The 25,281-nt window shown below is 69.6% G+C and carries 28 protein-coding genes and 1 pseudogene; 16 read left to right on the forward strand and 13 right to left on the reverse strand.

What is annotated here, in order from left to right; genetic code table 11:
• Positions 1–14: 14 nt before the first annotated feature.
• Complete coding sequence (locus tag EOT10_RS31070) at positions 15–1,676, forward strand: pentapeptide repeat-containing protein (RefSeq protein ID WP_127831699.1); 1,662 nt, start codon at positions 15–17, stop codon at positions 1,674–1,676.
• A 156-nt stretch (positions 1,677–1,832) separates the two neighbouring features.
• Positions 1,833–2,471, forward strand: a complete 639-nt coding sequence (locus EOT10_RS31075) for a nucleotidyltransferase domain-containing protein (protein WP_127831700.1) — start codon at positions 1,833–1,835, stop codon at positions 2,469–2,471.
• Positions 2,472–2,957: 486 nt separating this feature from the next.
• On the opposite strand, the gene EOT10_RS31080 is transcribed toward EOT10_RS31075, so the two are convergent.
• Positions 2,958–3,770 (reverse strand): alpha/beta fold hydrolase, encoded by an 813-nt coding sequence (locus tag EOT10_RS31080; protein WP_127831701.1) that lies wholly within the window; start codon positions 3,768–3,770, stop codon positions 2,958–2,960.
• 244 nt (positions 3,771–4,014) lie between these two features.
• On the opposite strand from EOT10_RS31080, the gene EOT10_RS31085 reads away from it, so the two are divergent.
• Positions 4,015–4,779, forward strand: a complete 765-nt coding sequence (locus tag EOT10_RS31085) for a GbsR/MarR family transcriptional regulator (protein WP_127831702.1) — start codon at positions 4,015–4,017, stop codon at positions 4,777–4,779.
• A 24-nt stretch (positions 4,780–4,803) separates the two neighbouring features.
• Here the strand turns inward: EOT10_RS31085 and EOT10_RS31090 are convergent, their stop codons facing one another.
• The 3 genes from EOT10_RS31090 to EOT10_RS31100 form a co-directional block, all read right to left on the reverse strand.
• The gene (locus tag EOT10_RS31090) at positions 4,804–5,454 is read right to left on the reverse strand and encodes a GntR family transcriptional regulator (protein ID WP_127831703.1); all 651 of its coding nucleotides are present in this window, start codon (positions 5,452–5,454) and stop codon (positions 4,804–4,806) included.
• A 54-nt stretch (positions 5,455–5,508) separates the two neighbouring features.
• The gene (locus tag EOT10_RS31095) at positions 5,509–6,246 is read right to left on the reverse strand and encodes an aspartate/glutamate racemase family protein (protein WP_223281315.1); all 738 of its coding nucleotides are present in this window, start codon (positions 6,244–6,246) and stop codon (positions 5,509–5,511) included.
• 96 nt (positions 6,247–6,342) lie between these two features.
• Complete coding sequence (locus EOT10_RS31100; RefSeq protein ID WP_127831704.1) at positions 6,343–7,281, reverse strand: LysR family transcriptional regulator; 939 nt, start codon at positions 7,279–7,281, stop codon at positions 6,343–6,345.
• 261 nt (positions 7,282–7,542) lie between these two features.
• Between EOT10_RS31100 and EOT10_RS31105 the strand changes: the two genes are divergently transcribed.
• The 4 genes from EOT10_RS31105 to EOT10_RS31120 are packed head-to-tail and all read left to right on the forward strand — an operon-like array spanning position 7,543 to position 11,460.
• Entirely contained in the window at positions 7,543–8,499 is a 957-nt protein-coding gene (locus EOT10_RS31105; RefSeq protein ID WP_127831705.1) for an ABC transporter substrate-binding protein, read from the forward strand.
• A complete protein-coding gene (locus EOT10_RS31110; protein WP_127831706.1) occupies positions 8,496–9,449 on the forward strand; it encodes an amino acid ABC transporter permease in 954 nt (317 codons plus the stop codon). Before EOT10_RS31105 ends, EOT10_RS31110 begins: the two co-directional genes overlap by 4 nt.
• On the forward strand, positions 9,446–10,219 hold the full coding sequence (locus tag EOT10_RS31115; RefSeq protein WP_127831707.1) for an amino acid ABC transporter ATP-binding protein: 774 nt from the start codon (positions 9,446–9,448) through the stop codon (positions 10,217–10,219). Before EOT10_RS31110 ends, EOT10_RS31115 begins: the two co-directional genes overlap by 4 nt.
• Before the next feature lie 53 nt (positions 10,220–10,272).
• On the forward strand, positions 10,273–11,460 hold the full coding sequence (locus tag EOT10_RS31120; protein ID WP_127831708.1) for an NAD(P)/FAD-dependent oxidoreductase: 1,188 nt from the start codon (positions 10,273–10,275) through the stop codon (positions 11,458–11,460).
• A gap of 64 nt (positions 11,461–11,524) precedes the next feature.
• Here the strand turns inward: EOT10_RS31120 and EOT10_RS31125 are convergent, their stop codons facing one another.
• The gene (locus tag EOT10_RS31125; protein ID WP_127831709.1) at positions 11,525–12,676 is read right to left on the reverse strand and encodes an aromatic ring-hydroxylating oxygenase subunit alpha; all 1,152 of its coding nucleotides are present in this window, start codon (positions 12,674–12,676) and stop codon (positions 11,525–11,527) included.
• Positions 12,677–12,897: 221 nt separating this feature from the next.
• On the opposite strand from EOT10_RS31125, the gene EOT10_RS31130 reads away from it, so the two are divergent.
• The 5 genes from EOT10_RS31130 (at position 12,898) to EOT10_RS31150 (ending at position 16,816) form a co-directional block, all read left to right on the forward strand.
• Entirely contained in the window at positions 12,898–13,698 is an 801-nt protein-coding gene (locus EOT10_RS31130) for a ferritin-like domain-containing protein (RefSeq protein ID WP_127831710.1), read from the forward strand.
• The gene (locus tag EOT10_RS31135; RefSeq protein WP_127831711.1) at positions 13,695–14,267 is read left to right on the forward strand and encodes a hypothetical protein; all 573 of its coding nucleotides are present in this window, start codon (positions 13,695–13,697) and stop codon (positions 14,265–14,267) included. The genes EOT10_RS31130 and EOT10_RS31135 overlap by 4 nt, the downstream gene beginning before the upstream one ends.
• A gap of 130 nt (positions 14,268–14,397) precedes the next feature.
• Positions 14,398–15,639, forward strand: a complete 1,242-nt coding sequence (locus EOT10_RS31140; protein WP_127831712.1) for a sensor histidine kinase — start codon at positions 14,398–14,400, stop codon at positions 15,637–15,639.
• Positions 15,636–16,325, forward strand: a complete 690-nt coding sequence (locus EOT10_RS31145) for a response regulator transcription factor (protein WP_127831713.1) — start codon at positions 15,636–15,638, stop codon at positions 16,323–16,325. Before EOT10_RS31140 ends, EOT10_RS31145 begins: the two co-directional genes overlap by 4 nt.
• 197 nt (positions 16,326–16,522) lie before the next feature.
• The gene (locus EOT10_RS31150) at positions 16,523–16,816 is read left to right on the forward strand and encodes a zf-HC2 domain-containing protein (protein WP_127831714.1); all 294 of its coding nucleotides are present in this window, start codon (positions 16,523–16,525) and stop codon (positions 16,814–16,816) included.
• A gap of 12 nt (positions 16,817–16,828) precedes the next feature.
• On the opposite strand, the gene EOT10_RS31155 is transcribed toward EOT10_RS31150, so the two are convergent.
• Positions 16,829–18,736, reverse strand: coding sequence for a serine/threonine-protein kinase (locus EOT10_RS31155; RefSeq protein ID WP_127831715.1), 1,908 nt, complete (start codon positions 18,734–18,736; stop codon positions 16,829–16,831).
• A gap of 557 nt (positions 18,737–19,293) precedes the next feature.
• Between EOT10_RS31155 and EOT10_RS31160 the strand changes: the two genes are divergently transcribed.
• The gene (locus tag EOT10_RS31160) at positions 19,294–19,710 is read left to right on the forward strand and encodes a VOC family protein (protein WP_127831716.1); all 417 of its coding nucleotides are present in this window, start codon (positions 19,294–19,296) and stop codon (positions 19,708–19,710) included.
• 184 nt (positions 19,711–19,894) lie between these two features.
• Positions 19,895–20,344: a spore-associated protein gene (locus EOT10_RS31165; protein ID WP_127831717.1), complete on the forward strand. Its 450-nt coding sequence runs from the start codon at positions 19,895–19,897 to the stop codon at positions 20,342–20,344.
• 42 nt (positions 20,345–20,386) lie between these two features.
• Here the strand turns inward: EOT10_RS31165 and EOT10_RS31170 are convergent, their stop codons facing one another.
• Both EOT10_RS31170 and EOT10_RS31175 read right to left on the reverse strand, forming a co-directional pair.
• Entirely contained in the window at positions 20,387–20,896 is a 510-nt protein-coding gene (locus tag EOT10_RS31170; protein WP_127831718.1) for a DinB family protein, read from the reverse strand.
• Positions 20,893–21,543, reverse strand: a complete 651-nt coding sequence (locus EOT10_RS31175) for a class I SAM-dependent DNA methyltransferase (RefSeq protein WP_127831719.1) — start codon at positions 21,541–21,543, stop codon at positions 20,893–20,895. Before EOT10_RS31175 ends, EOT10_RS31170 begins: the two co-directional genes overlap by 4 nt.
• A gap of 160 nt (positions 21,544–21,703) precedes the next feature.
• Between EOT10_RS31175 and EOT10_RS31180 the strand changes: the two genes are divergently transcribed.
• Positions 21,704–22,069, forward strand: coding sequence for a cupin domain-containing protein (locus EOT10_RS31180; protein WP_127831720.1), 366 nt, complete (start codon positions 21,704–21,706; stop codon positions 22,067–22,069).
• A gap of 77 nt (positions 22,070–22,146) precedes the next feature.
• Here EOT10_RS31180 and EOT10_RS43240 read toward each other — a convergent pair whose 3' ends face one another.
• From EOT10_RS43240 to EOT10_RS31195, 4 genes and pseudogenes are all read right to left on the reverse strand, one after another.
• Complete coding sequence (locus tag EOT10_RS43240; RefSeq protein ID WP_223281316.1) at positions 22,147–22,308, reverse strand: SAM-dependent methyltransferase; 162 nt, start codon at positions 22,306–22,308, stop codon at positions 22,147–22,149.
• Positions 22,247–22,525: pseudogene (locus tag EOT10_RS42670) on the reverse strand (SAM-dependent methyltransferase); the annotation flags it as partial. The pseudogene EOT10_RS42670 and the gene EOT10_RS43240, both read right to left, overlap by 62 nt.
• A gap of 41 nt (positions 22,526–22,566) precedes the next feature.
• Positions 22,567–23,712, reverse strand: a complete 1,146-nt coding sequence (locus EOT10_RS31190; RefSeq protein WP_127831755.1) for an RNA polymerase sigma factor — start codon at positions 23,710–23,712, stop codon at positions 22,567–22,569.
• An 8-nt stretch (positions 23,713–23,720) separates the two neighbouring features.
• Complete coding sequence (locus tag EOT10_RS31195) at positions 23,721–24,128, reverse strand: YciI family protein (RefSeq protein ID WP_127831721.1); 408 nt, start codon at positions 24,126–24,128, stop codon at positions 23,721–23,723.
• 233 nt (positions 24,129–24,361) lie between these two features.
• Here EOT10_RS31195 and EOT10_RS31200 point away from each other — a divergent pair, with 233 nt between their 5' ends.
• Positions 24,362–24,607: a hypothetical protein gene (locus tag EOT10_RS31200; protein ID WP_127831722.1), complete on the forward strand. Its 246-nt coding sequence runs from the start codon at positions 24,362–24,364 to the stop codon at positions 24,605–24,607.
• 192 nt (positions 24,608–24,799) lie between these two features.
• On the opposite strand, the gene EOT10_RS31210 is transcribed toward EOT10_RS31200, so the two are convergent.
• Positions 24,800–25,195 carry a YidB family protein gene (locus EOT10_RS31210; protein ID WP_127831724.1) on the reverse strand — a complete coding sequence of 132 codons (396 nt, stop codon included), beginning with the start codon at positions 25,193–25,195 and terminating at the stop codon, positions 24,800–24,802.
• Positions 25,196–25,281: the final 86 nt, after the last annotated feature.

The following is a 25,281-nucleotide window of genomic DNA, read 5'->3' on the forward strand; positions in this document are numbered from 1 at the left end:
TCGTCCCTTGGTGTATGACCACACCATCGCCAGAGCCGCCCGATTGGCCTCACTGCGGTCGCGGAGCCGCCCCTGACGATCCTGTGGGCTGTCGCGGCATTCACGTGCGTGGCCACACAGTGTGTTTGGCTCATCTTGCTGACACCGACCGGGATGCCTACCTGGCCGGCCTGCAGCCTGGAACCGAAGTCGACCACCGCGGCACGTCCTTCACTACCCAACTTCTCAACGAGCTCCTCCGCGCTCTTCGTGACCCTGGCACCGGACAACCTCACCTCGGCCTTGCCCGGTTCGGGTCAGCGACCTTCCAGCGCGACGCCGATTTCACGGCGGCGACCTTCGAGGGTGAGGCCAATTTCGAGTCGGCGACCTTCGAGGACGACGCCTGGTTCGGGTCGGCGACCTTCAAGGGCAGGGCCAGGTTCGAGTCGACGACGTTCAAGCGCGCCGGGTTCGGGTCGGCGACCTTCAAGCGCAGGGCCGGGTTCGGGACAGCTACCTTCGAGGAAAGCGCCAGCTTCGAGTCGGCGACCTTCGAGGACGACGCCTGGTTCGGGGCGGCGACCTTCAAGCGTCTTGTTGACCTTGGGCCGTTTGTGTGTGCCGGAAGAGTTTCGTTGGTTGGTGCGGTGTTCGGCGGTCCGATGACCTTGTCGTGCGTGGCGCGTCGGGTGGAGTGCCGGCGAACCCGTTGGATGTCGACGGCCGAGCTGCGGCTGCGCTACGCCACGGTGGACTTTTCCCATGCCGTCTTCGAGTACCCCCTCACGATCGCCGCGGAGGCCGCCCTCTTCGTGCTCTCCGACGGGCGGCCAGTGACAGGGCAGGCTCTTGCTGGCGCGCCTGACGCCACGGTGCGGATGGCCTCGATGCGTGGGGTGGACGCGGCCCATCTGGTCCTCTCCGACGTCGATCTGTCGGAGTGCCTGTTCACCGGGACCGTGCACCTGGACCAGATACGGCTGGAGGGGGCATGCACCTTCAACACGGTCCCGCCCGCAATGCATTGGCGGGGCTGGCATCCGATCCGGTTCACCCAACGCCGCACCCTCGCCGAAGAACACCACTGGCGCGCGAGCCAACCAGGGGCCGTCCCGGGCTGGAACGTGGCCGTGTACGGCGCCGGGCGCGTCGGGCCGTTGCAACTGGCGCCGGTGTACCGCGCGCTTCGCAAAGCGTTCGAGGATGGCAAGCACGAGCCTGGGTCCGCCGACTTCTATTACGGGGAGATGGAGATGCGCCGCCACGCCGACGACATACCCCGAAGCGAGCGGGGTCTTCTGACTGCCTACTGGGCATTGTCTGGCTACGGCATGCGCGCTTCCCGGGCTCTGGCGTGGCTCGGCGCCGCCATGCTCGTCACCATCGTGCTGCTGATGGGCCTCGGTCTCCCGAAGGACGCCCCGAAGCAGGCAGTGACCGGCACCGTCCCGGCCGGCGGAGGCAAAGTCACTTTCGAGATCGACAAGGCCGATCCCCAGAACCCCACCAGGGAAAGGTTCAACGGCGCGCGCTTCGAACAGGCTCTGAACGTCACCCTCAACTCAGTGGTGTTCCGCTCCGCCGACCAAGACCTGACCACTTCCGGCACCTACATCGAGATGGCGTCCCGTGTGACCGAGCCCGTCCTTCTGGGCCTGGCGATCCTGGCTGTCCGTAACCGCGTCAAACGCTGACTCAGCGCTCCCATGGCCCGGGCCGGTGGAACCCCGCAGTCCCAGCGGTCACAAGGATCGGCATAACCGTGGCAGGGGAGGGGCGCGGCTCTCCCAGAGCGACCAAGGCGATCAAGCAGCTGTCCCCGCGTCGGGTTGCGGGAGTAGTTTGTGCCGATGACCGGACCCCTGCCGCCCGGCGGCGCTGTGCTCGATGCGGACGAGCTGGAGGCCCGCTGGGCGGACGCCTGGAGTCCGCAACAAGTCGCGGAGCGGTTGGATGGGGTCAAGGCGCCCTGGTGTATCGCTGCGGGGTGGGCTCTGGATCTGTTCCGTGGGGAACAGTCGCGACCGCACGGCGATCTGGAGATCGCTGTGCCCGCAGCGGAGTTCCCGGAGATTCGGGACCGCTTCCCCGAGTGCGTGTTTGACGCGGTGGGTTCGGGGCGGGTCTGGCCGGAGGCGGGAGATGAGGCCCTGGCGGCCACGCACCAGACCTGGCTGCGGGATCCGGTGAGTGGCCAATTCCTGCTTGACGTCTTCCGCGAGCCGCACGAAGGCGGCACGTGGATCTGCCGGCGCGACGACAGACTTCGGCTGCCGTACGACGCGATCATTGCGCGAACGGCGGACGGGATCCCTTACCTGGTGCCGGAGTTGGTGCTGCTGTTCAAAGCGAAGGCGGCACGACCGAAGGATCAGGCGGACTTCGACGGAGTGCTGCCGCTGCTGAGCAGGGCGCGACGGGATGTCCTGAGTGGGTGGCTGGAGCTGGTACACCCTGGGCATCCGTGGCTGGCGGAGCTGGCGGGTTGAATGACGCGGGTCGCGCCAGCGGAGGGCAAGCACCTGGGTGGCCAAGCGCTCGTCGCACTGCGAGGCCGGCCGACGACGAGGTACGGCGAAGACCGCACCCTGGGACAAGCGCCCCGGTCGGCCCATGACCATGACCGGACCACCAGGACGGGAACAGCAAGCTGTGGCGGCGGGTTCAGCAGCCGTACTTGATGCTTGCGAAGACGGAGGCGCCGACGAACCGCACAGCCCGGTGAGCCTCATGTAGCACCGGCGCAGCCGGACAAGCGCGGTCCGATTGTGCAGCAGTCGCACCGCTGGCGATGCGACGAAACCCGGTGAATATAGCGCGGTCGGCCTCAGGCCCTCCGAGGCCGGTGGCACCTGCTGCGTCCAGCCACGCCCCTGCGGAAGTACAACCCCGACGCGGGCGGGATTCAGGGTGACGTGCTGCTCGCGGCCCTGCTGCTCAAGGAGTTCGCCGGCACCGCAGGACGGACCGTGACCTCAGCGGATCTCCTGATCGCGGGCGGCAGTCACGGTCTCGCGCACGGCCTGGGCGATGGCCGGGGAGTCCTTCTTCAGGATCGCCCCGTGATTACTGCCGACCTTCGCACTGATCTTGATGTTCGGGTTGCGGACCGTCACCCCGTCGAGGCTGGTGCGGATCCGTTCCTGCTCGTCACCCCGGCTCCCCAGGGATGTCCCCGAAGCGACCACGTAACGCACCGGGACGGTGATGCTGTCCAGTACGGGTCCCAGCTCACGCTCGCGGGAGAGCCTGCCGAGCTCGATGTTGCTGTCGGCCTGCTCCGCGGCGCTCATCCGCGGGGTCAGGCCCGTCGGGCGCAGGAGCGGGGTGAACCAGCCCATCCGCCGGAACAGCTTCCGGATCCGCTGCTCCATGGCGTCGTCGAGCCAGTCGTGGGGGAAGGCCCCGTCCACGAGGACCGCGCCCACGGTACGGTCGGGATTCCGGCGGGCCCAGTGCGCCGCGACGCACGCTCCGTAGGACCAGCCCACCAGGAGCGCCCGGTCCACACCCCGCGCCGCGAGTACGGCGTCGACGTCCCGGACGGCCGCCTCGAAGGAATAGTCCGCCGAACGTTTCGATTTCGTGCCGCGGGCGCGCTCGTCGTAGGTGATGTGCCGCCAGTCCGTCCCCAGTTCGGCGACGGCCCGACGCCAGTAACCCTGGGTCGCGAACTGGCCGTTGAGGTAGAGGACGGGGATTCCGGGACCGCCGGTGTCGGTGACTGCCAGGGCCGTGTCGTCCACGGGCACCATGCCGGTCCAGACGGCGGTTTGCTTGATGGTCATGGCTCCTCTTTCCTGATGGTTTGTCAGAGACTGCGGGTTCGTCGTTTCTGACATCGCAAACGCTACGTTGCATTCCAGTGGCGGACAAGGAGCCTGTTGCGAGCAATGGACATCAGTGCAGGTAGTTGCCCATTAATCGTTGCAACGGGACCGTTTTTAATGCAACGTCAGCGCTTCGTCCGTTGCATTGGATAGGGAGTGAACGCTATGGTCGTGGCACCAAGGGAACTGAAGGGAGATCGCGGTGCCGGGAGGCAGACTCACCCAGCAGGAACGCCAGCAGATCGCGCTGGGGGTGGCCGACGGACTCGCCTACGCGGAGATCGCGAGGCGTCTGGACCGTCCCACCTCGACCATCACGCGTGAAGTGATGCGCAACGGAGGCCCCTCCGCCTACCGCGCCGACCTGGCCCACCGCGCCACCGAACGCCGCGCCCACCGGCGCAGACAAGCCGCCCCCCGCGGGCCGCAGACACCCGAACAGGCCCCCGGACGCGACGCCGAGGCCGTGCGCGAGTACGAGGAGGTGTTCACCACCCTCCTGATGCAGCAGGGCCTGCCCAAGATGATGGCCCGGGTCCTGACCTGCCTGCTCACCACCGACGCGGGCAGCCTCACCGCGTCCGAACTCGTCCAGCGCCTCCAGGTCAGCCCGGCGTCGGTGTCCAAGGCGATCGCGTTCCTCGAAAGCCAGGGCCTCGCCCGCCGGGAACCCGGCGAACACCGCCGCGAGCGCTACCTCGTCGACAACGACGTGTGGTACCAGTCGATGATCGCCGCCGCCCGGGCCCACACCCAACTCGCGGAGACCGCCCGCCAGGGCGTCGGCGTCCTCGGCCCCGACACCCCGGCCGCCGTACGCCTGGAGAACATCGCCCGCTTCGTCGACTTCGTCGGCGAGAGCATCACCCGCGCCGCGGAACAGGCCCGCGAGATCCTGCACACGGATCTCCCGGCGAAGGCGGGCGGATCGGACGAGGCGGGCGTGACACCCGAAGCCGACTCGTAAACGGCCCCGGCCCCAATCTCAGCCTCAGCCGAACAGCACCGTGAGCGTGCGCTCCCGCGACGCGCGTACATGTGCGCGCGCCGCCTCGCCCGCACCCTCGACATCGCCACCGGCGATCGCGTCGGCCAGCGCCACGTGCTCGTCGAAGATCACGACGAAGTCCTCCACCCCACGGCGCAGCCAGTCGACCCGCCCGACGATGGGCTCGAGTGTCTGGGCCAGCAGCACGTTGTCGGCCAGCGCCGTGATCTCCCTGTGCAGCACGGAGTTGGCCGCGTGCACACCTGCCACGTCGTCCTCGCCGGCCGCCTCTCGCGCCTTGTGCAACGCGGACGCGAGACCGCATTCGGCGCCCTGTGCCACACGCTCGCTCGCCTGCTGCGCGGCAAGGACCTCCAGCACCTCGCGGAGGTCGTACAGCTCGCACACCTGCCGCTCGTCGAGAGTCCGTACGACCATCCCGCGCGTGGGCAGGTGCTCGACGAGTCCCTCGTTGTGCAGGACGCGCAGCGCCTCGCGCACCGGCAGGCGGGAAACCGAGTACCTCTCCGCCAGTTCCTGCTCCACCAACCGCGTGCCGGGCGCGAACGTACCGTCGTAGATGCTGCTGCGAATGTGTTCGCCGACGATGTCACGCAACGGCATCTTGTTCCGGTACAACTTCGAAGACGACATCGCCACTGGTCTCAGCCCACGTCCGCTCACCCGACTGCTACTGGAACGGCCAGTCTAGAGGTGGCGCACGGGAGCGCCACCCGATCCCCGGCCAGAGCCGGCCGGCCCGCCCGGACCGGCCCCGGCGCCCACCAGATCGGCGACCAACCTCGCGGCGCAGGGCACCGGTTCGACGATCTCGACGAGGTCTAGCGAGGACAGCCGGCGGGCCGTCTCGCTCAGCGGCCCTCCCGCGATGATCACGGCCTCGGCGCCGTCCGCCTCGACGCAGGTCCGCACCGCGGCGGCCAGTTCCTGGTACTGCTGCTCGGCGGACGCCGCGAGCACGACCGGGTCGGAGGACGTCAGACGCACCCCGGTGAAACCGTCCGACCTGCCGTGCCTCTCGACCAGTCCGGTCAGCGAATCGACCAGCAGCGGGGTGCTGGTCGCCATCGCGAACCGGCGGCCCCCGCCCGCGGCCGCCAGGATCGCGGCCTGACCGATACCGACGACGGGCACGTCCAGCTCGGCGGCGAGCCGCTCCCGTGCCGGATCGCCGATGGCGCCCACGATCACCGCCGCCACCTGCGCGGTGAGCCGGCGCCGCACCGCGTCGACGACGTGCCGCGCGGACTCCTCCAGCGTGACCGGGTCCACGATCATCGACGGGCCGTGCTCGACGGTGACCCCCTCGACCACCAGACCCGTCCCCGCCAGCTCGCCGCGCGCCAACTCGACCATCATCGACGTCGTCCCACGACTGGTGTTGGGATTGACCAGGATCACGGTCCGGGTTCCGGTGTGCAGCAAGAGATCGACCTCTCGAAGTGTGCCCATGCCTTGTACGCGCGAGGGCGACGGTCAGGCGAACGCACTCACGCGCCTGTCATCATGCCTGGCCCACGGTCAGACCGCGGTAGGCGGTTCGTTCGTCTGGGACAGTTCGCGGTCGATCGTGGCCGCTGCCGCGCGCAGCACCGCGACAGCCTGGTCGAGGAACGGGTTCGGATCTCCCGAGCGGCGCACGGCGAAGACGCGTCGCACGTGTGTGGGGTTGGCCAGGCGGATGAGGTGGACGTCTTCCGACTTGCTCAGGGCGAGTTCGGGGACGATGGCGACGCCGAGTCCGTTGCGTACGAGTTCGAACGGCAGGTTGTAGTCGTTCGTGCGGAAGATGACCTCGGGGCGGAAGCCTCCCTCGGCGCAGATGTGGAACAGGGAGCGGGCCGCGTCGGTCTCCTCGCGGTAGCAGATCCAGCGTTCGGCCGAGAGGTCGGCGACCCGGATGCGTTTGCGGCGGGCGAGGCGGTGCTTCTTGGGGACGAGGACGTACAGCGGTTCTTCCAGGATGAGGGTGCGTTCCAGGTCGGGCGGGTCGTTGCGGGGCACCGTTCCGTATTCGAAGATGACCGCCAGGTCGAGGCGGCCTTCGGCCACCGCGGGCAGGGTGACGGGCGGGTCGCCCTCCTCGTAGCGGACGTCGACGTGCGGGCGGTCGCGCAGGAAGTCGGTGAGGACCGCGGGCATCAGCCGGAAGCCGGCCGACCAGAAGCTCCCGAGGTGCAGTCGTCCCCGTTCCGCCGCCGCGAAGGAACGCATCTCGTCCTCGGCCGCCTCCAGATCGGCGAGCAACCTGACGGCTCTGCGGGCGAGTTGGGCCCCTGCGGCCGTCGGCCGGACGCTGCGTGGCGACCGCTCGAAGAGGGGCACGCCGAGGGCCCGCTCCACCGAGGCGATCTGCTGCGAGATCGCGGACGGTGAGTATCCGAGGCGGCGTGCGGCGGTGCGCAGCGAGCCGGTGGCGACCACATCACGGATCGCCTGCAACTGCGTCGGGGTCAGCATCAGCAGAACTTAACAACCGGCCCGCCGACGCCGCCAGAGTTCGCGTCGACGTGGATGCCCGGCAGTGGGCGGAGTCGATGCCTCCGTTGATTCACCGCAGGTGAGAACGGAGTTCACCTCCTCTACGAGCAACAGCTCAGCTGAACGATGTGTGCGGCAATGTTCGTTCTGCTTTATCTTGTGCTGCCGTCCCCGCTGCCGCAGATTGAGCGGCATTGACCGGCCAGGACATGGCCGGCCGACCCGAGGGAAGGGCACCTCATGCACATATGGCTTTCGGGGCCGCGAGCCTGCCGGACGAAGCGCGCGGCATCCGCCGGCATGGCGCTGGCCGGACTTCTTCCCCTGCTGGCGGCGTGCGGCGGCTCGCCCTCCGCCGACGCGAACGGCAAGGGGCCCGCCGCCCCGTCCGGCTCGGCGGCGGCGCAGCGCGAGGACACGAAGCTGGCGGCGATGCTGCCGAAGAAGGTGCGCGACTCCGGTCAGCTCGTCGTGGCCGAGGGCGACGACTATCCGCCGCTGGTGTCTCTCGGGTCCGACAACAAGACGCTGATCGGCATGGAACCGGAGCTGATGACGTCGGTCGGCCAGATCCTCGGTGTCAAGGTGAAGTTCTCCAAGACCAGCTTCGACAGCATCATCGGCGGTGTGCAGTCGCGCCGCTACGACCTCGCCATCCAGGCCATGCTGGACAAGCCGGAACGCCGGCAACACGTCACGTTCGTCGACTACTTCAAGACGAGCAGCGCCATACTCGTCCAGCAGAAGAACGCCGGATCCATCAAGTCGCTGGGCGACCTGTGCGGGCACACGGCGGCGGTGGAGAACGGCACGGCCCAGGTCGACGACATCGACGCGCAGGCCAAGAAGTGCAAGGCCGCGGGCAAGCCTGCCGCGAAGCCGCTCGTCTTCCCCGACTCCGTCGGCTGTTTCCAGGCCCTGTCCACCGGTCGCGCCGACGCCTTCGTCGGCGGCACCCCGACCGTCGCCTACCAGGCCGAGCAGTCCCACGGCCAGATGAAGCAGGTCGGCGAGCCGTACCGCTTCCTGCCGTACGGAATCCTGGTGAACAAGCAGGACAAGAAGCTCGTCGAGGCCGTCCGGCAGGCCCTCCAGAAGCTGATCGACAACGGCTCCTACGCGAAGATCCTCAAGCGCTGGAACGTCGAGTCCGGTGCCCTGGACCGCGCCACGGTGAACGGTGGCACCACCACATGAGCGAGTCCACTCTCCGCACCACCGGCGTGACGAAGACAGCCGCCGTCAGCAGGGAGATCGAGGCGGTGCCGGTGCGCCGCCCCGGCCGCTGGGCCGCGTCGGCCGTGATGGCGTTCCTCCTGGTGTTCCTTCTCCAGGGGTGGGCCGCCAATCCGCGCATGCAGTGGGCGACCGTCGGCGACCACCTCTTCGCGCCCGTCGTCCTCGAGGGCCTCGGCACGACGCTGTGGCTGACGGCGGCCTCGATGGCCATCGGCATCCTCGGTGGCGTGGTCCTCGCTGTTCTGCGTATGTCCGACAACCCCCTGCTGACGCGGCTGAGTTGGCTGTACATCTGGGTCTTCCGCGGCACACCGCTGCTGGTCCAGCTGCTGTTCTGGTACTTTCTCGCCGCCGTGGTGCCACACGTCGGTCTCGGGGTGCCATGGGGGCCGACGTTCGTCGAGTTCGACACCAACCGCCTGGTGACGCAGACGTCGGCGGCCCTCCTCGGACTCGGGCTGCACGAGGCGGCGTACATGGCGGAGATCGTCCGCTCCGGCATCACCTCCGTCGACGACGGACAGTCGGAGGCGTCCCACGCACTGGGCATGACGCGACGTCAGACGCTCCGGCGCATCGTGCTTCCGCAGGCTCTGCGCATCATCATCCCGCCCACCGGCAACCAAGTGATCTCCATGCTCAAGACCACGTCCCTGGTCTCGGTGATCGCCGTGCCCGAACTGCTCACCTCGATCCAGGCCATCTACTCCCGCAACTTCCAGCAGATCCCCCTGCTCACCGTGGCCTGCGCGTGGTACCTGCTCGCCGTGTCGGTCCTGAGCGTCGGCCAGTACTACCTGGAGCGCCGTTACGGGCGTGGGTCGAGCCGGGATCTCCCGCCCACCCCTCTGCAGCGCGTGCGCGGCTCCCTGGCCACGCGCCGGCCCGCACCTCTGGAGGACCGATGAGGACGAACACCGCGACGGTGGTGCGCGCCGAGGGTGTGCACAAGAGCTTCGGCAGGACCGAGGTGCTCAAGGGCATCGACCTGAGCGTCTCGGCCGGCGAGGTGATGTGCCTGGTCGGCCCGTCCGGCTCCGGCAAGTCCACGTTCCTGCGCTGCATCAACCGTCTGGAGAGGATCGACGCGGGACGTCTGTACGTACGCGACCAACTGATCGGCTATGAGGAGCGCGACGGGCGGGTGCACGAGCTGGACGACGCGGCGGTGGCCCGTCAGAGGCGCGGCATCGGCATGGTCTTCCAGCGCTTCAACCTGTTCCCGCACATGACGGCGCTGCAGAACGTGATGGAGGCGCCGGTGCAGGTCAGGAAGGAGTCCAGGGCCGAGGCCGAGGAGCGGGCCCGGTCACTCCTGGCCCGGGTCGGTCTCGCCGACCGCGCACATTCCTACCCCTCCCAGTTGTCGGGCGGCCAGCAGCAGCGCGTGGCGATCGCCCGGGCCCTGGCGATGCGGCCCGAACTGATGCTGTTCGACGAGCCCACCTCCGCGCTCGACCCCGAGCTCGTGGGCGAGGTCCTCGACGTGATGCGCGGGCTCGCCGACGACGGCATGACGATGATCGTCGTCACGCACGAGATGGGCTTCGCCCGCGAGGTCGGCGACTCCCTCGTCTTCATGGACGGCGGTGTCGTCGTCGAGTCCGGCACGCCGGCGGACGTGCTCGGCTCCCCCCGGCACGGGCGCACCCGGTCGTTCCTCGGGAAAGTCCGCTGACCGGACCGACGCCCCGCCACCAGCCTTCATTCACGCAGCGCAAAGGAAGACCCATGTCCCGTGTCCTCGTCATCGGAGCCGGCGTGCTCGGCGCCTCCGTCGCGCACCATCTGGCGGCCGCCGGCGCCCACGTCACAGTGATCGAGGCGGGCGGTCCGGCCGCCGGCACCTCCAGCGCCACCTTCTCCATCGACGTCACGCACCTCAAGACACCGCACGAGTACTACGCGTTGAACCGGCGCAGCGCCGAACTGCATGTCCGGCTCGGCGACGAGCTGGGCGGAGCCGACTGGCGTCACCCTGTGCCGCTCGTGCAGTGGGGCCACACCGAGCGGGAGCAGCTCGTCATCAAGGAGCGTGCGGAGCGCCTGCGCGGCTGGGGGCACACCTGCCGGTCGGCCGCTCCGTCCGAACTGGCCGAGCTGGCGCCGGGAGTGAGCCCGGACGCCTGCCGTGCCGACGAACTCGTCGTCCACGAACACGCGTCCTGGTACGACGCTCCGCTGTTCGCCCGGCGCCTCCTCGACCGGGCCGCACTGAACGGCGCCGACATCCGCTACGGACTGCGGGTCACCGGTGTACTTCGCACCGGCGACCGCGTCACCGGCGTGGTGGCGGAGGGGCGGCGTTTCGAGGCGGACCAGGTGGTCAACTGCGCCGGTCCTGAGGCGGGGCGCATCGCCGCGCTGGCCGGCGGTTCGCTGCCGCTGAACCGAGTGCCGGGTCTGGTGGGCGAGAGCACCCGGCTGCCGGAGCAGGAGCGCCTCGGAGCGATCCTGGCGACTCCTGGCGTGGATCTGCGGCCCGCTCCCGACGGCCGTGTCGTATCGATCTCCTGGCCGGTGGACGCCGTGCTGCCACCGGACGTCGAGGGTGCGTCCGGCCCCGCACGACAGGCCGGTCCGGCACTTGAACAGGAGCTGCACCGCCTGGGCCGTGAGGTGTTCACGCCCTTGCGCGCCGCGGAGATGGCCGGCGTACGCCTTGGAGTGCGCCCGGTCCCCGCGGACGGGCTGCCCCTGGTGGGCTGCTCGTCGGCGACTCCCGGGCTCTACACGGTCGTCACGCACAGCGGCGTGACGCTGGCCCCGGCTCTCGGTCTGCTCGCCGCGCGGGAACTCCTCGGCGGCGACCGCGTCCCGGAGCTGGCGGACTACAGTCCGGACCGCACCCCGGCCGCGGACGTGCTCGACGAGAGCGTGCAGGTCATGAGCAGCGCGGCGACGATCCCGGCGGCGTGAGGCGGCCGCGTCGCGACGGTGGACGCGTCCGCGCATCGGGCCCGCATCGCTGACCCGCCGCACCTCACGCGCCCGAGGGCTCCTCGTGGGTGTCGGTGGCCGTCGGGAGCGGCACTCCGTTGGTCCGCAGCACGTGGCGTACGTCCAGGATCAGCGGGAACACTTCGTGGTTCTGGTCCTCGCCCTGCTCGTCCCAGGCCCGCTGTTCGGCCTCGACCGCCATCCGGTCCTGCGCGAACACCCTTTCGGTGAACCGCCGGATCAGCGGCCACGCCAGGTGGAGCACCCCGGGAACCGACGGCTTCGCGATCATCAGCAGGCCGTAGGCGTGGTTGACGCGCTGCTCGGCGTCCTTGGGCACGTACGCGGCCCAGAGGGAGAACGCCGGCAGTTCGGCGCCGTCGGGAACGTCCCGCAGGGTCTGGTACGGGTACTGGGTGCGGATGGTGATCTCGTCGGGTTTCTGCTGTCCGCCGAGCCCCTCGGCGGACAGCAGACCCGCACCGCGGTCCTTCTTGCCGCCGGCGGGGACGAACAGGTAGCGGGCCTCGACGAACCGCGGGCCGCTCTCGTACCCGAGGAGCTCGGGCCGGATGCGGCCCAGCACGCTCCGGTGCAGGAACTGGTGGTTCATGTCCAGGAGGTTCTCGTGCATGAACGAGTAGTGGCAGTTCACGGTGCGCGAGAACGTCATGGTCCGATGCGTGGCCGCGCCGTACTCCGGCAGCACCGGGAACGGCGCCGACTCGGCCTTCCCCGGGTCACCCGGGAACACGAACACCAGGCCGTACGCCTCGCGGACGGGATACGACCGCACACCGCGCGGCGGCCGCTCACAGCCCTTGGGCAGGTACGGGATCTGGGAGATGCGGCCGTTTCCGCGGTAGGCCCAGGCGTGGTAGCAGCAGCGCAGGATGTCTCCCTCCACCACTCCCATGCTCAGCGGGACCTGGCGGTGGGCACACCGGTCCTCGAGGGCGTGGACACTGCCGCTGCGGCCGCGGTAGAGCGCGATCCGTTCGCCGGCGAAGACGGCGGCGAAGGTGCGTCCCCTGCGCACGGCCCGTGACACGGCCAGCGGGTACCAGTAGTCCGGGTCGATCCCGATGCGCCGCAGGTCGGCGACGGACTCCCGGCGCTCGTCCACCGGCCCCCCGGCCGATCCCTCCGGCCCGTCGGCGCCGTACCCGTCCGTCCTCGGAAGGGCCTCGGTCATGGGCTGCTCCCTTGTGCTGGGGCCGCGAGGACACGGCAGGACCCCCCTTCCACGGTGGAGGCGGGCGGCACGAACGGCAACCGCGGCGCCGCGCACCCCGTTCCCTTACGCCATTTGCCCGTTCGGCTCCCCTGAGCGCGTTACTCGGCGTCGTCCTTGTCCGACAACGCGAGGGCACCGTGCGATCGTGCAGCGTCAGAGCGACGCGATCAGAGGGACGTATGAACGAGACTTCGACTCCCACCAAAGACGCGAGGGCCGGAAATGATCACGCCTTCTCCGGGGCGGTCACGGTCCACGACCGGGCGGAGCTGTACGACCTCCTCCGCATGGCACTCGCCCTCGAGCACTCCACCATCCCCCCGTATCTCTGCGCGCTGTTCTCCCTGAAGGACGGGCAGAACCGGGAGGTCGCGGGGATCATCCGCAGCGTCGTGATGGAGGAGATGCTGCACATGGCGCTGGTCGGCAACATCATGAACGCGGTCGGCGTCACCCCCAGATTCGACGACCCGGGCCTGGTTCCCGTCTACCCCGGTCCGCTGCCCGGCGGTGTGCTCCCCGGCCTGGAGGTCTCGCTCGGCGCATGTTCCGTCGAGCGGGTGCGCAGCGAGTTCATGGGCATCGAACGGCCCCACGTTCCCCTGGCGCCGGCCAGTCAGAGGGCACTGGCCGCCATCGGTGAGCACGACCCTGTGCTCGACGACGACGGGAACATCCTGAACCTCACCGCCGAGGCCCTCGACGCCCCCCGGAGGTTCTTCGCGCAGGCCGACTACGACGACGGCACCGTCGGCGCGTTCTACCAGCAGGTCGCCCTCGCGCTGGTCGACCTCGACGCTAGGGAGAACCTGTTCGACGGCGACCCGCGCCGACAGGTGAGCTGGCCGACCGCTCCCGGACGCCTGTACCGGGTGACGGACCTCCAGACGGCGCTCTGGGCCATCTTGGAAATCGTCGGGCAGGGCGAGGGTCATGCACAGGATCCGACCGTCGGACCGCTGCCAGGGAAGGCGTCATGAACACCACCGGACAGGACGAATCCACCAGCGGGCCCGACCGGCGCACCGCTCTGCAACTGGCCGCCACGGTCGCCGTGTCGGGGTTGCTCGCCTCGGCCGCGGGCACGTCGGCGTCGGCGTCTACCGCCTCCGGAGCCGCGGTGGCAGCCGGCGGACCGCCCCCGGCCGTCCCGGCGGCGGGAGGCGCGGACGAACTGGCGCACTACTACCGGTTCTGGGAGATCGCCGAGGGGCGCCGGCTGGTCAAGACACACGGCCACTGGGCGTTCGACGGGCCGGAGATCCCGTTCGATCCGCAGGGGGTGCACCGCCTGGTCGACCATCCGGACACGCAGCGCCTGAAGAAGGGCTCGGCCGCGCGCGCCGCGTCCGAGCGGTGCGACCGTGCGTACACCGAGATGCTCTGGACGCTCAACCGGGTGTTCGACGGCCATCCCGGTGAACTCCGCAAGGCCCAGAAGCAGATGCACGTCCTCGCCCAGGAGGCGCGCGCGCTGATGCAGATCCCGAGTTCCCCCGGCGCGAAGACGGTCCTCGCCCCGGCCTTCCAACTGGCCGAGAACGACTGAGCAGGATCCACGGCTACGGTCCCCGCACACCGGATGCCCCGTCGGGCGAGCGGCTCGACGGGGCGTCCGGCGTCACCGGCAGGGGTCGCGACGCGATGCCGCGTCCGGCCGTCGGGCCTACGTTGGGGGCATGGCAGTGACCACCGCCGGGAGTACGGGGACGCGGGCTCGGACGGGCGTCGTGGACGTCCTGGTGTCGACCATGCTCTTCGTACTGTCGGTGGTGGCCGTCTCGGTCGTTCGCGACCAGCACCGGCTCGCCTTCCGGTGGCCGGCCGTGGTGCTCATCGCGATCAGCTGCCTCGCCCTGCTGTGGCGACGCCGCCACCCCTTCGGCGTACTCGTGGTGGCCATCGGCTGCGCGATCCTTCTCCAGGGCTTCGACTTCCGCGCGGGCCCGCTGGGGATGATGAGTCCGGTCATCCTGTCCGTCTACACCGTCGCCGTGTGCACCGACCGGCGTACCGCCTGGACGACCGCCGGTGTGTCGGCGGCGTTGCTGGTGGTGGGGGCCATGGTGGCCGACCCCCGGACCTGGCTGGCCCCCGACAACGCGGCGATGGTGGCCTGGATGGCGCTGCCCGCCGCGATCGGGGACGGCGTCCGCTCACGCAGGGCCTACGTGACGGCCGTGGAAGAACGCGCGGAACACGCGGAACGCACCCGCGAACAGGAGGCCCGGCAGCGCGTGGCCGACGAACGGATGAGGATCGCCCGTGAGTTGCACGACGTCGTCGCCCACCACATCGCCCTCATCAACGCCCAGGCGGGCGTCGCCGTCCATCTCGTCGAGCGGCGGCCCGAGCACGTGCTCACCGCCCTGGAGGGCATCCGCGACGTGAGCCAGTCCGCGCTCGACGAGCTGCGGGTGACCGTGGGCCTGCTCCGGCAGCCGGACGAGACGGCGGCGCCCCGCGATCCGGCGCCGGGCATGAAGCAGGTTCCGGCTCTGCTGACGTCCTTCGAGCGGGCCGGGCTCGCCGTCAAGCAGACGCTGAGCGGCGACCCCGCGCCCCTTTCGCCGGCGGCCGACCTGGCGGCGTACCGGATCATCCAGGAGGCCCTGACCAACGTGCGCAAGCACGCGGGGGTCGACAAGGCGCGGCTCGACCTGTCCTACCGTCCGGGCGGGCTGACGATCACCGTGGAGGACGACGGTCGCGCGAAAACCGCCTCTCCCGAGCCGGGCCACGACCATGGACACGGGCATGGACATGGACATGGACATGGGCATGGGCTCATCGGGATGCACGAGCGGGCCGTCACTGTCGGTGGCAGGGTGCAGGCGGGAACACGGGCCGACGGCGGGTTCTCCGTGACGGCCGAGCTGCCGCTCCTGCCCACAAGCATCGACGAGAAGGGACGAGCATGACGATCCGTGTCCTGCTCGCCGATGACCAGGCCTTGCTCCGGGGCACCTTCCGGATGCTGTTCGACTCCGCGGACGACATGGAGACCGTGGGCGAGGCGTCCGACGGCAGGGAAGCCGTGGACCTCTCGGAATCACTGCGTCCGGACGTCGTGCTCATGGACATCCGCATGCCCGACATGGACGGGCTCGCCGCGACGCGGCTGATCAGCGAGTCCGAGGAGCTCGCCGGGGTGAAGGTCCTGATCCTCACCACCTTCGAGGACGACGAGCACGTCGCCGAAGCCCTGCGTGCGGGGGCGAGCGGCTTCCTCGGCAAGGGTGTGCGGCCCGAGGTCCTGCTAGACGCCGTCCGCACGGTGGCCGCCGGTGAGGCACTGCTGTCACCCGTGGCCACCCGCGCGCTGATCTCCCGGTTCCTCGCACAGCCCGAGCTGTGTCCGGCGGTCGTCCAGGAACGCCTGGAGTACCTGACACCACGGGAACGCGACGTGATGTGCCTGGTGGCCCTTGGCCTCTCGAACGACGAGATCGCCGAGCGCCTCTTCGTCAGCCCGCTCACCGCGAAGACGCACGTCAACCGGGCCATGACCAAGCTGGCTGCGCGTGACCGTGCCCAGCTCGTGGTCATGGCGTACCAGTGCGGCCTGGTCAGCCCCGCGGTGGAGGCGACCCGCCCACAGGGCTGAAGGCCGCCCTACCAGGCGGGCCCGGGCCACGTCGGTGGCAGATACAGGCATCGAATACCACGGATGTGGTAGGCGGGATTCGCTTCAGGGGGACGACGCGTACGCACCCCTGCATCGTCGACATTGAACGGGTGAACGGAGCGCTCCCGGCCCCCGGTACCCGCTCCGACGCTGCGGATCAGAGAGGACGTCGCGACATGTTCAGCACACCTCAGGAATGCCACACCGTCCGTGAGCGACTGGCCGACTACACGCTCGGCGCCCTCGTCGGTGAAGAGGCCGACGTCATCACGTCCCACCTGGCGACCTGTGCCGCCTGCCGGGACGAGCACTACTGCCTGGCGGCCGTGTCGGCTCATCTCGCCCCGCTGAGGAACGCGCTGGCCGACCAGCCGCGCCGCCGGACACTCGGCCGCCGCCACCCGGTACGGCCGACACGGCTCACGCTCGCCCAGTGGGTGACCAAGAACGCGTGGGCCCCGGCGAACTGAGCTCTGTCGACCTCAGGCCCGCTTGTAGTAGTAGCCGTCACCACTGGCAGCGCCGACGTTGTGCTGGATGCCGCTGCCGTTGAGGGTGAAGTACGAGGCGTCGAGCGTCTGGTTGCAGTAGCCCGGGTTGGGTCCGACGAGTGTCCCCGTGCCGACGTTGATGCGGCTGCCGTGATTCGCCGTCGATGTCACCTTGGCCTCGTAGGGACAGTTGTTGACCGGAAAGTGGTCCAGGCGCACCGTGCCCGAGCGGGAGATGCTGACGGAACCGGGTTGCCCCGTGTTGTAGGACTCCCCGTACGTCCAGCCGCCGACGAAGGACGACGGGACCGTGCCACTGCTGCCCGAACCGCTGGAGGAACCTGCGCCGCTGCTCGAACTCCCGCCGCTCGTCCCGCCGGAAGCGCTGCCTCCCGACGATGATCCGGTACCGGCGGACGAGCTGCCGGATCCTGCGTCGCCGCCTCCGGACGACGTATCGGCGCCGCCCGTGGAGCCCGAACTGCCGCCCGAGGTCTGGGCGTTGTGACCGCCGGAGCCGTCCGAGCCGTTCTTGCCGTCCTGCCCGTCGGCGCCCTTCTTGCCCTTCTTGCCCTTGTCGTCGGACGCCTGGGGGCTCTTCTCGCCCTTGGAGGGTGATGCGTCCGCCGGTGAGGGTGACGTCGGGGCGGTGGTCTTCGCCGCGCCGTTCGACGGAGGTGAGGCGTTGTTGTCACTGTCGCTGCCGAAAGGCCCCAGCATCGCCATCGTGCCGCCGCCCACGACCAGGACCAGCGCCACGGGGACCGACACGGTCCACGGACGGCGCCGCCGTTCCCGCTTCCCCTTCTCTGCGGTGACCCCGTCGGCCAGGACGACCTCGGGCACCTCGGCTCCGGGCCGGAGGTTGACCGTCCCGCGGTCGACGCTCTCCTCCCGTACCGGCGACGCCTCCGCGTCGAGCAGCCGTGCCGACTGCCGGGCGAGATGACTCACCACCCCCGCGGGCAACCATGCCGCCTCCGCCGAGACGGGACCCTCACCGCCGGAATCGGCCAACAGGTCTGCCACAGAAGGGCGTTCGGCGGCCGTCTTGATCAGGCAGCGGGTGATGAGCGCGCGCAGGCTCTCGTCGCGGACCTTTGCGAGGTCGGGCTCGGCCTCGACGATCTGGTACATCACCGCGTGCTGGTTGCTCACACCCTGCCCGAACGGGAGCGAGCCGGTCGCGGCGTACGTCAGCACGCAACCCAGGGTGAACACATCGCTCTTCGGGCCCGCGCTCTCGCCGCGTATCTGCTCCGGAGCCATGAATCCCGGAGAGCCGATCACCATGCCCGTGCTGGTCAGCAGGGATTCGACCGAGGTCTCCATGGCGCGGGCGATACCGAAGTCGATGACCTTGGGGCCCTCCACCGTGAGCATCACGTTCGACGGCTTGAGGTCGCGGTGGACGATGCCGGCCGTGTGGATGTCCTGGAGGGCGCGCAACAGCCCGTCCCCCAGGGCGAGTACGGACGGGGTGGGGAGCGCGCCGTGGCCGCGTACCACCTGTTCCAGGGAGAGGCCGGGCACATAGCCGGTGGCCACCCACGGGAACTCCGCGTCGGGGGCCGCGTCCAGCACGGGCGCGGTGTAGCGCTCGCCCACACGTCGCGCCGCGTCGATCTCCCGCTGGAATCGGGCCCTGAACTGCGGGTCCGCGATGTGCTCTTCGTGCACCACCTTGACCACGACGGTGCGGCCGGCCTCGGAACGGGCGAGGTAGACGCGGCCCATGCCGCCGGCGCCCAGCCTGCCGAGCAGGAGATAGGGGCCGATGCGGGCCGGGTCGGTCAGGGTCAGCGGCTTGATGCCACCGTCGAGATCGTCCTCGCCGCCCTCGCCGCCCCCGCCACCCTCACTGTCCTCGTTGTTGCCGTTGCCCGCCGTGCCGGCCATGTTCGTGCACTCCCCCGTGTGTCCCCGCAGCGGTTGTTCAGTCTGGTGCACAACCCACGGCGACCGGAACGGGCTCCGGAAAGAATTCTAGAAAGTTCTTCTAGTCTGCGCCCGCCGTTCCGGTGCGACTGGACCACGGGGCGCCGCGCGGCGTGATCACGCGACGACGCGGGGTGATCTTCGAGGCACCCTCGGCACTCCCCCGCACCCCCCGCACTCCCCCGCACAAAAAACAGTCCTCGGAGTCCTCACCGTTGCCATCTACCTCAGTCGTCGCTGAGGCTCCGGTAGCGAGGGGCTTCGAGGGCCTGGCCAGAGCCTACGAGGATCTCTTGCCGGTGGACGTCTCCGTCGACGGTGCGATCCTGCGGTGTTTCTGGTGTAATGACTAGTTTCCTCGCGATTTGACCCATGTCAAGAGGTAGCCGGAAAACTCGTACGCCGAATCGAAAATCGCAGGTCAGCGACGGCCGCCACGCTGGGTGCGGGTCACCGGAATTCACCTCTGCCGCACATAGGCTGCCCGCATCGATCCATTCGTCACGAAAGGACTGAATGTGGCTTCCCGTCTCAACCCCTACATCAGCTTCTCCGGCGACGCGAAACAAGCCATGGAGTTCTACAAGGAGGTCTTCGGCGGCGACCTCGCCCTCAACACCTTCGGCGCCTTCGGCTCCGACACTCCCCCCGGGTTCGCCGACAAGGTCATGCACAGCATGCTCGAGACCCCCGGCGGCTTCACACTGATGGCCGCCGACACTCCGCCCGGCATGGAGTACAAGGCCGGGAACAACATCTCCGTGAGCCTCAGCGGAGACGACATGACCGAACTGCGGGGCTACTGGGACAAGTTGTCCGGCAGCGGAACCGTGGCCGTGCCCCTGGAGAAGCAGATGTGGGGCGACGTGTTCGGCATGTGCACGGACAAGTTCGGCATCACATGGATGGTCAACATCAGCGAACAGCAGGCGTAGTCCTGGCAGCGACGGGCGCCGGCGGCCCATCGGGTCGCCGGCGCTCGCGCGTGCCGGGTCCGGTACGGCAGAGCCAGTACAGAAGGCCGGTACGGAAAGGCCGACACAGGGATACAACCATCCGGATATGTCGCGTGTCACACCAAGCAGGAGTAACAAACTCCAACCGTCACAAGGGGGAAACATGCGATTCCGCCGACCCGCCCTGACCGCCGCCGCGCTGGCAGCCCTGACGATCGGGGGCACGACCGCCCTGGCGGCACCCGCCTCCGCCACACCCAACACCACCCCGCAGAAGGTCTGCGGCAGTAGCTACAAGACCGTCAACTCGGCGCCCGTCGGCTCTCGGGGCACCGTCTACCTGACGTACAACGCCGCCAACGGCATGAACTGTGTGACGACCATCCGCAGCAACCCCGGCACCGCGATGGCCATGTCCGCCTGGATCTACGTCCCGGACACCGACCGGGGCGACGAGGACTACGGGACCTACACGTCGTACGCGGGTCCCACCTACGTCTACGGCAAAGCGCACTGCGTCGACTGGGGCGGCAACATCGGCAACGTGTACGTGCAGGTGACCGGTTCCAACTGCGCGGCTCTGAGGGAACACCGGGTCACCACCACCCGCTGACCCGCCCGCCCACAGCCCGCCCCGACCGGCCGGGGCGGGCACTCAGGCCCCGACCACCCCGTCGACACCTTCCCGCAGGAAGTCCGCGTGCCCGTTGTGGCGGCCGTACTCGAGCAGTACGTGCACCATCACCATCCGCAGCGAGACGTCCTCACCCCACCGCGGCTGATGTCCGGTCTTCTCCAGGGTGTCGGCCTCCCGCTCGATACGGCGCGAGTTCTCCACCTCGGCCTCCCAGGCGGCGAAAGCCTCCGCCCTGGTCGACCGGCTCGCGTCGTACGCCGCCTGGAAGTCGATCTCGTCGGACCACACCATCGGCGCGTCGTTGTCCTCGAAGACGCGCCGGAACCAGGTGCGCTCGACCTCCGCCATGTGCCGCACCAGGCCGAGGAGCGACAGCGTGGACGGCGGCATGGACCGCTGCCGCAACTCCTCGTCGGAGAGCCCTTCGCACTTCATGGCGAGCGTCGCGCGGTGATAGTCGAGGAAGGCGCGCAACGTGTCCCGTTCGCTTCCGAGTAGGGGCGGCCCCGTGCGGTGGTCACCGTTCACCGGGCACCCCCGCCCGCGCGCATCAGCAGGCGCCCCTGGCGGAACCGCTCCCCCTCGCCCGGCTCACGCAGCATCCGGCCGACCTCGGTGAAACCGGCCTCACCGGCAAGGCCCGCGAGATCGTCGATCGGCCATCGGTAGGCCGTCGTCACCTTGTGGTCGAAGGCCGTGACCGGCTCGCCTTCCGACTCGAAGAAGCCGAGCAGAAGAGTCCCGTCGGCCGCGAGCACGCGACGGAACTCGGCGAAGTACGAGGGCAGGTCCCGCGGCGGGGTGTGGATGACCGAATACCACGACACGATGCCGCGCAGCCCGCCGTCGGCCACGTCCAGGGCCTCCATGGACCCCACGTCGAACCGCAGGTCCGGGTGGGCCTCGCGGGCGAGGTCGATCATCACCGGCGACAGGTCGACGCCGAAGACGTCAAGGCCCAGATCCCGCAGGTGCGCCGTCACATTTCCCGGGCCGCATCCGAGCTCGGCCACGGGCCCGGGGCCGGCGGCCCGCACAGTGTCGGCGAACGCGGCGAGCATCGCGCGGTCCAGCGGAGACCCGTCGAGCGCATGGCGGAAGAGGTCGGCGTAGAGAACGGCGACGGCGTCGTAGGCGTCGGCCGTCTCACGGTGGTACGAGGAGAGTTCAGTCACGAGCGAGGACTCTAGGGCCATGCCGGCGCCGATGGCTGACTATCGGACAGGACTGGTCCGATGGCAGCGCCGGAGGGACGGGCACACGATGGAGTGGAGGGGTCGGAGGCCCCCTCGCGCATGGGCATGGCCAGACCAGGAAGCAAGGGAGGAAGCCGTCATGATCGAGGTAAAGGCGGCCGCCAAACCGGATGAGCGGCGCGATTTCCCCCGCGGGCACCTCGAAGCGGTCCACCTCACGGGGCTCGACTTCGCCGTCGGCACGTTCGAGCCCGGGTGGCGCTGGTCCGAGTCCGTGGCTCCGATCGCGGGCACCGCGAGCTGCCAGGTCCATCACAACGGGTACGTCGTCGAGGGGCGCATGCACCTGCTGATGGACGACGGCACCGAGGACGAGGTCGGACCGGGCGACGTCTTCGTCGTCTCGCCCGGACATGACGCCTGGGTCGTGGGAGACGACCCGGTCGTGGTCTTCGACTTCGCGGGTGGCATGGCCAAGGACTACGCGAAGCCGGCGAACGGATAGCGGGGCACACACACGGCGCGGGGCCGTCACGGATGACTCCGAGTCCGTCACGGCCCCGTCGTACAGCCTGCTGCGGCCTACGCCTTCCGGCCGACCCCGCCGAACATCGCCACTTCTTCGGGCTCGCCGGCGGTGACACCCTCTGGACGCCAGCGTGAGCACGAGACCACCCCTGGGTCCAGCAGCTCCAGACCGTCGAAGAACCTGGCGGACGACGCCGTAGGGCTCCTCGTCGTCACGGAGGAAGATGACGACGCCGAGCAGCATGAGGGCCACGGGCCGGGTGAGATCCAGGGTCTTGGCGGCCGCCTCCAGGATCCGCTCGACGTCGCGCAGGTCGGCGTCGACGTAGGCGGTCGTGCCCTCCGGTGTGCTGGTGAGCAGGGCCTCGGCGTGGCGCAGGACGAGGGGGTCGTTGTCCACGTAGACGATGTTCGCGTCCGGTGCCGTGCGCACTTGGTTGGCCCGGTGGTGCTTGGGCGGTCCGGGGGCGACCGTCAGCCACGTAGGCGGGCGTTGAGGCGGGCGGCCTGGCGCGTCAGGTGGTCCCGCTCGGCGAGGTTGGGTGCCTTTCCGGCCGCCTCGGCGTACAGGTGTGCCGCCGTCTCCAGGTCGCCGTCACGCTCGTGGAGGTACGCCGCCACCGCGGTGTGGCGCGGCAGTGAGTCCGTCAGCTCGGCGAGCGCCGCGAGCCCGGCCCGCGGTCCGTCGGCCTCGCCGACGGCCACCGCGCGGTTCAGCCGGACGACCGGGCTGTCCGTCAGGCCGGCGAGCTCGTCGTACCACTCGACGATCTGCACCCAGTCGGTCTCCTCGGCGGTGGGCGCGTCGGCGTGGAGTGCCGCGATCGCGGCCTGGGCCTGGAACTCGCCGAGGCGGTCGCGGGCGAGAGCCCTCTGCAGGATTTCGACTCCCTCGGCGATCGCACCCGTGTCCCAGCGGCCGCGGTCCTGCTCGGCGAGCGGCACCAGGCTGCCGTCCGGCGCGGTCCGTGCGGCTCGGCGGGCGTGGTGGAGCAGCATGAGGGCGAGCAGGCCCGCCACCTCGGGGTGGTCGATCCCGGCGGCGAGCTGCCGGGTGAGGCGGATGGCCTCGGCCGCGAGGTCGACGTCGCCGGAGTAGCCCTCGTTGAAGACCAGGTAGAGGACGCGCAGCACGGTGGCGACGTCGCCGGGTTGGTCGAACCGCACTGTGGAGACCGTGCGCTTGGCGCGGCTGATGCGCTGCGCCATGGTCGCCTCGGGCACGAGGTAGGCCTCGGCGATCTGGCGGGTGGTGAGCCCGCCGACAGCGCGCAGCGTGAGCGCGACCGCCGACGACGGCGTCAGCGACGGGTGGGAGCACAGGAAGTAGAGCTGGAGCGTGTCGTCCACCGCCGGCGCGGGCCCCGGCGCCGGCTCCTCGTCGGCCAGGTCCTCACGCCGGCGGCGGGCGGTGTCCGCCCGGGTCGCGTCGAGGAACCGGCGCCAGGCCACCGTGACGAGCCAGCCCTTGGGGTCCCGTGGCTGGTCGGCCGGCCAGACGCGGACCGCCTCGACGAGCGCGTCCTGCACCGCGTCCTCGGCCGCCGCGAAATCGGCTCCGCGGCGGACGAGGATCGCGAGCACGCTCGGCGTGAGGCTCCGGAGCAGGGCCTCGTTCATCGGGAACGTCACTCCGTGACGGTGGGATGCGCGGTCAGGAGGGGGCGCAGCTCGAGCCACTCGTGGATCGGCTTCCCGCCGGCTCCGGGCGCGGCGGACAGCTCACCGGCCAGTTCGAGGGCTCGCTCGTAGGTGTCGACGTCGATCACCATCCAGCCGGCGATGAGGTCCTTCGTCTCGGCGAACGGCCCGTCGGTGACCGGCGGGCGCCCCTCGCCGTCGTAGCGGACCCACGTCCCCTCGGGGGCGAGCGCCAGGCCCTCGACGAACTCGCCGGTCTTCTCCAGCCGGGCCGCGAAGTCGTTCATGAACTGCACGTGGTCCGAGATCTCCTGCGGCGTCCACTGGTCCATGCAGATGTCGTTCACCGGGGCCGGGGCGCCACGGTAGTGCTTGAGAAGCAGGTACTTCGCCATGGTGTTTCTCCTCGGTGCTGTGCGACCCATTCTGGTCACGTTCACTACGGGGACGGAGCCGGTCAGGGATTCTCGACATCGCCGGCCGACTTTTTTGAATCTCGTGCGAATCTCGTGGTCGAGCCCGGCCGAGCCTGGTCAGGAGCTCACGTCGATCGCCGGCCGGGCCGGACAGGCGCGTACGCTGGAAGGGTCTGTCGGCCCGTTGCGGCCGTGCCGAGGATGTGGTGGTCATGGGCATCGAAATGGTCCATCGAGCATATTCATTCGTCTGCCTCAGCTGCGGTTACAGCTGGGAGGCGGAGTACGACATACGGCTCACGACGGAGGACCACGACCACCTGCGCGCCGACTACTTCCTGGACGGGCGCAGAGTGCACTCGCCGCTCAACGAGAGCCGATGTCCGAACTGCGAGCACACCCACATACGCATACTCAGCACCGAGCACGTGAACTCCGCTCACCTGCCCACCGATTGACCGCACACGGGTGTCGCTAGGGCGTGTTTCGAAAGTAGCGTCGTCCGCCCGGAGGGCGGGCCCCGCGGCGTCTGGTGCGTGCGATCGCAAGGCGCCGGAGCGTCCTAGTGGCGGAGCCACTCGGACGTTTCGGCAACGCCGCGAGCGTGCGTGCCAGGCGCCGCGGGGCAGGCGGGACTTTCGAAACACGCCCTAGAGCTGCTTCGCGATCAGTTCCTCGAGGGATCCCTGGGGGATCTTCCCCTCGGGCGTGAGCTTGTCGACGGCTTCGGGCAGCGTCTCGGCGATCTGGTCCGCGGCATCGATCTCGCTGAGGTCGCACGTGCGCGCGGCCGAGGCGAGGAGGCCGGTGGGCAGCGCCCGGGCGATCTCCGCACCGCTGACGTTCTCGTTCTCACCGGTGCCGACCCAGGAGTCGACCTTCGGCCCGAGACCGCCGTCATGGAGCTGGTTGAGCAGCCCTTCCAGCGGGTTGCCCGCGTCGCTTCCCGCGCCGTCGAGCAGCGCGCTGAGCATGTTCGCGGACCCGGACGAGGTGCCCCTGCCCAGCAGTGATCCCAGCAGGCGCCCCAGATCGTTGTCAGCCATGATGTGTTCCCTTCCCAGGGGATGCCACCGCCCCTGAACGAGCGGCTGTCGTGCTCGGCTCAACGACAGGTCCCCTGCCCAGGAAC

It is taken from the genome of Streptomyces antnestii (assembly GCF_004005495.1).
GTDB lineage: Bacteria > Actinomycetota > Actinomycetes > Streptomycetales > Streptomycetaceae > Streptomyces > Streptomyces antnestii.

Bases quoted from the DNA above. Each gene is read 5' to 3' on its own strand.
- EOT10_RS31070 (WP_127831699.1), top strand. From the start codon at position 15: ATGACCACACCATCGCCAGAGCCGCCCGATTGGCCTCACTGCGGTCGC.
- EOT10_RS31075 (WP_127831700.1), top strand. From the start codon at position 1,833: ATGACCGGACCCCTGCCGCCCGGCGGCGCTGTGCTCGATGCGGACGAG.
- EOT10_RS31080 (WP_127831701.1), bottom strand. From the start codon at position 3,770: ATGACCATCAAGCAAACCGCCGTCTGGACCGGCATGGTGCCCGTGGAC.
- EOT10_RS31090 (WP_127831703.1), bottom strand. From the start codon at position 5,454: ATGTCGTCTTCGAAGTTGTACCGGAACAAGATGCCGTTGCGTGACATC.
- EOT10_RS31100 (WP_127831704.1), bottom strand. From the start codon at position 7,281: ATGCTGACCCCGACGCAGTTGCAGGCGATCCGTGATGTGGTCGCCACC.
- EOT10_RS31105 (WP_127831705.1), top strand. From the start codon at position 7,543: ATGCACATATGGCTTTCGGGGCCGCGAGCCTGCCGGACGAAGCGCGCG.
- EOT10_RS31110 (WP_127831706.1), top strand. From the start codon at position 8,496: ATGAGCGAGTCCACTCTCCGCACCACCGGCGTGACGAAGACAGCCGCC.
- EOT10_RS31115 (WP_127831707.1), top strand. From the start codon at position 9,446: ATGAGGACGAACACCGCGACGGTGGTGCGCGCCGAGGGTGTGCACAAG.
- EOT10_RS31120 (WP_127831708.1), top strand. From the start codon at position 10,273: ATGTCCCGTGTCCTCGTCATCGGAGCCGGCGTGCTCGGCGCCTCCGTC.
- EOT10_RS31125 (WP_127831709.1), bottom strand. From the start codon at position 12,676: ATGACCGAGGCCCTTCCGAGGACGGACGGGTACGGCGCCGACGGGCCG.
- EOT10_RS31130 (WP_127831710.1), top strand. From the start codon at position 12,898: ATGAACGAGACTTCGACTCCCACCAAAGACGCGAGGGCCGGAAATGAT.
- EOT10_RS31135 (WP_127831711.1), top strand. From the start codon at position 13,695: ATGAACACCACCGGACAGGACGAATCCACCAGCGGGCCCGACCGGCGC.
- EOT10_RS31140 (WP_127831712.1), top strand. From the start codon at position 14,398: ATGGCAGTGACCACCGCCGGGAGTACGGGGACGCGGGCTCGGACGGGC.
- EOT10_RS31145 (WP_127831713.1), top strand. From the start codon at position 15,636: ATGACGATCCGTGTCCTGCTCGCCGATGACCAGGCCTTGCTCCGGGGC.
- EOT10_RS31150 (WP_127831714.1), top strand. From the start codon at position 16,523: ATGTTCAGCACACCTCAGGAATGCCACACCGTCCGTGAGCGACTGGCC.
- EOT10_RS31155 (WP_127831715.1), bottom strand. From the start codon at position 18,736: ATGGCCGGCACGGCGGGCAACGGCAACAACGAGGACAGTGAGGGTGGC.
- EOT10_RS31165 (WP_127831717.1), top strand. From the start codon at position 19,895: ATGCGATTCCGCCGACCCGCCCTGACCGCCGCCGCGCTGGCAGCCCTG.
- EOT10_RS31180 (WP_127831720.1), top strand. From the start codon at position 21,704: ATGATCGAGGTAAAGGCGGCCGCCAAACCGGATGAGCGGCGCGATTTC.
- EOT10_RS31190 (WP_127831755.1), bottom strand. From the start codon at position 23,712: ATGAACGAGGCCCTGCTCCGGAGCCTCACGCCGAGCGTGCTCGCGATC.
- EOT10_RS31195 (WP_127831721.1), bottom strand. From the start codon at position 24,128: ATGGCGAAGTACCTGCTTCTCAAGCACTACCGTGGCGCCCCGGCCCCG.
- EOT10_RS31200 (WP_127831722.1), top strand. From the start codon at position 24,362: ATGGGCATCGAAATGGTCCATCGAGCATATTCATTCGTCTGCCTCAGC.
- EOT10_RS31210 (WP_127831724.1), bottom strand. From the start codon at position 25,195: ATGGCTGACAACGATCTGGGGCGCCTGCTGGGATCACTGCTGGGCAGG.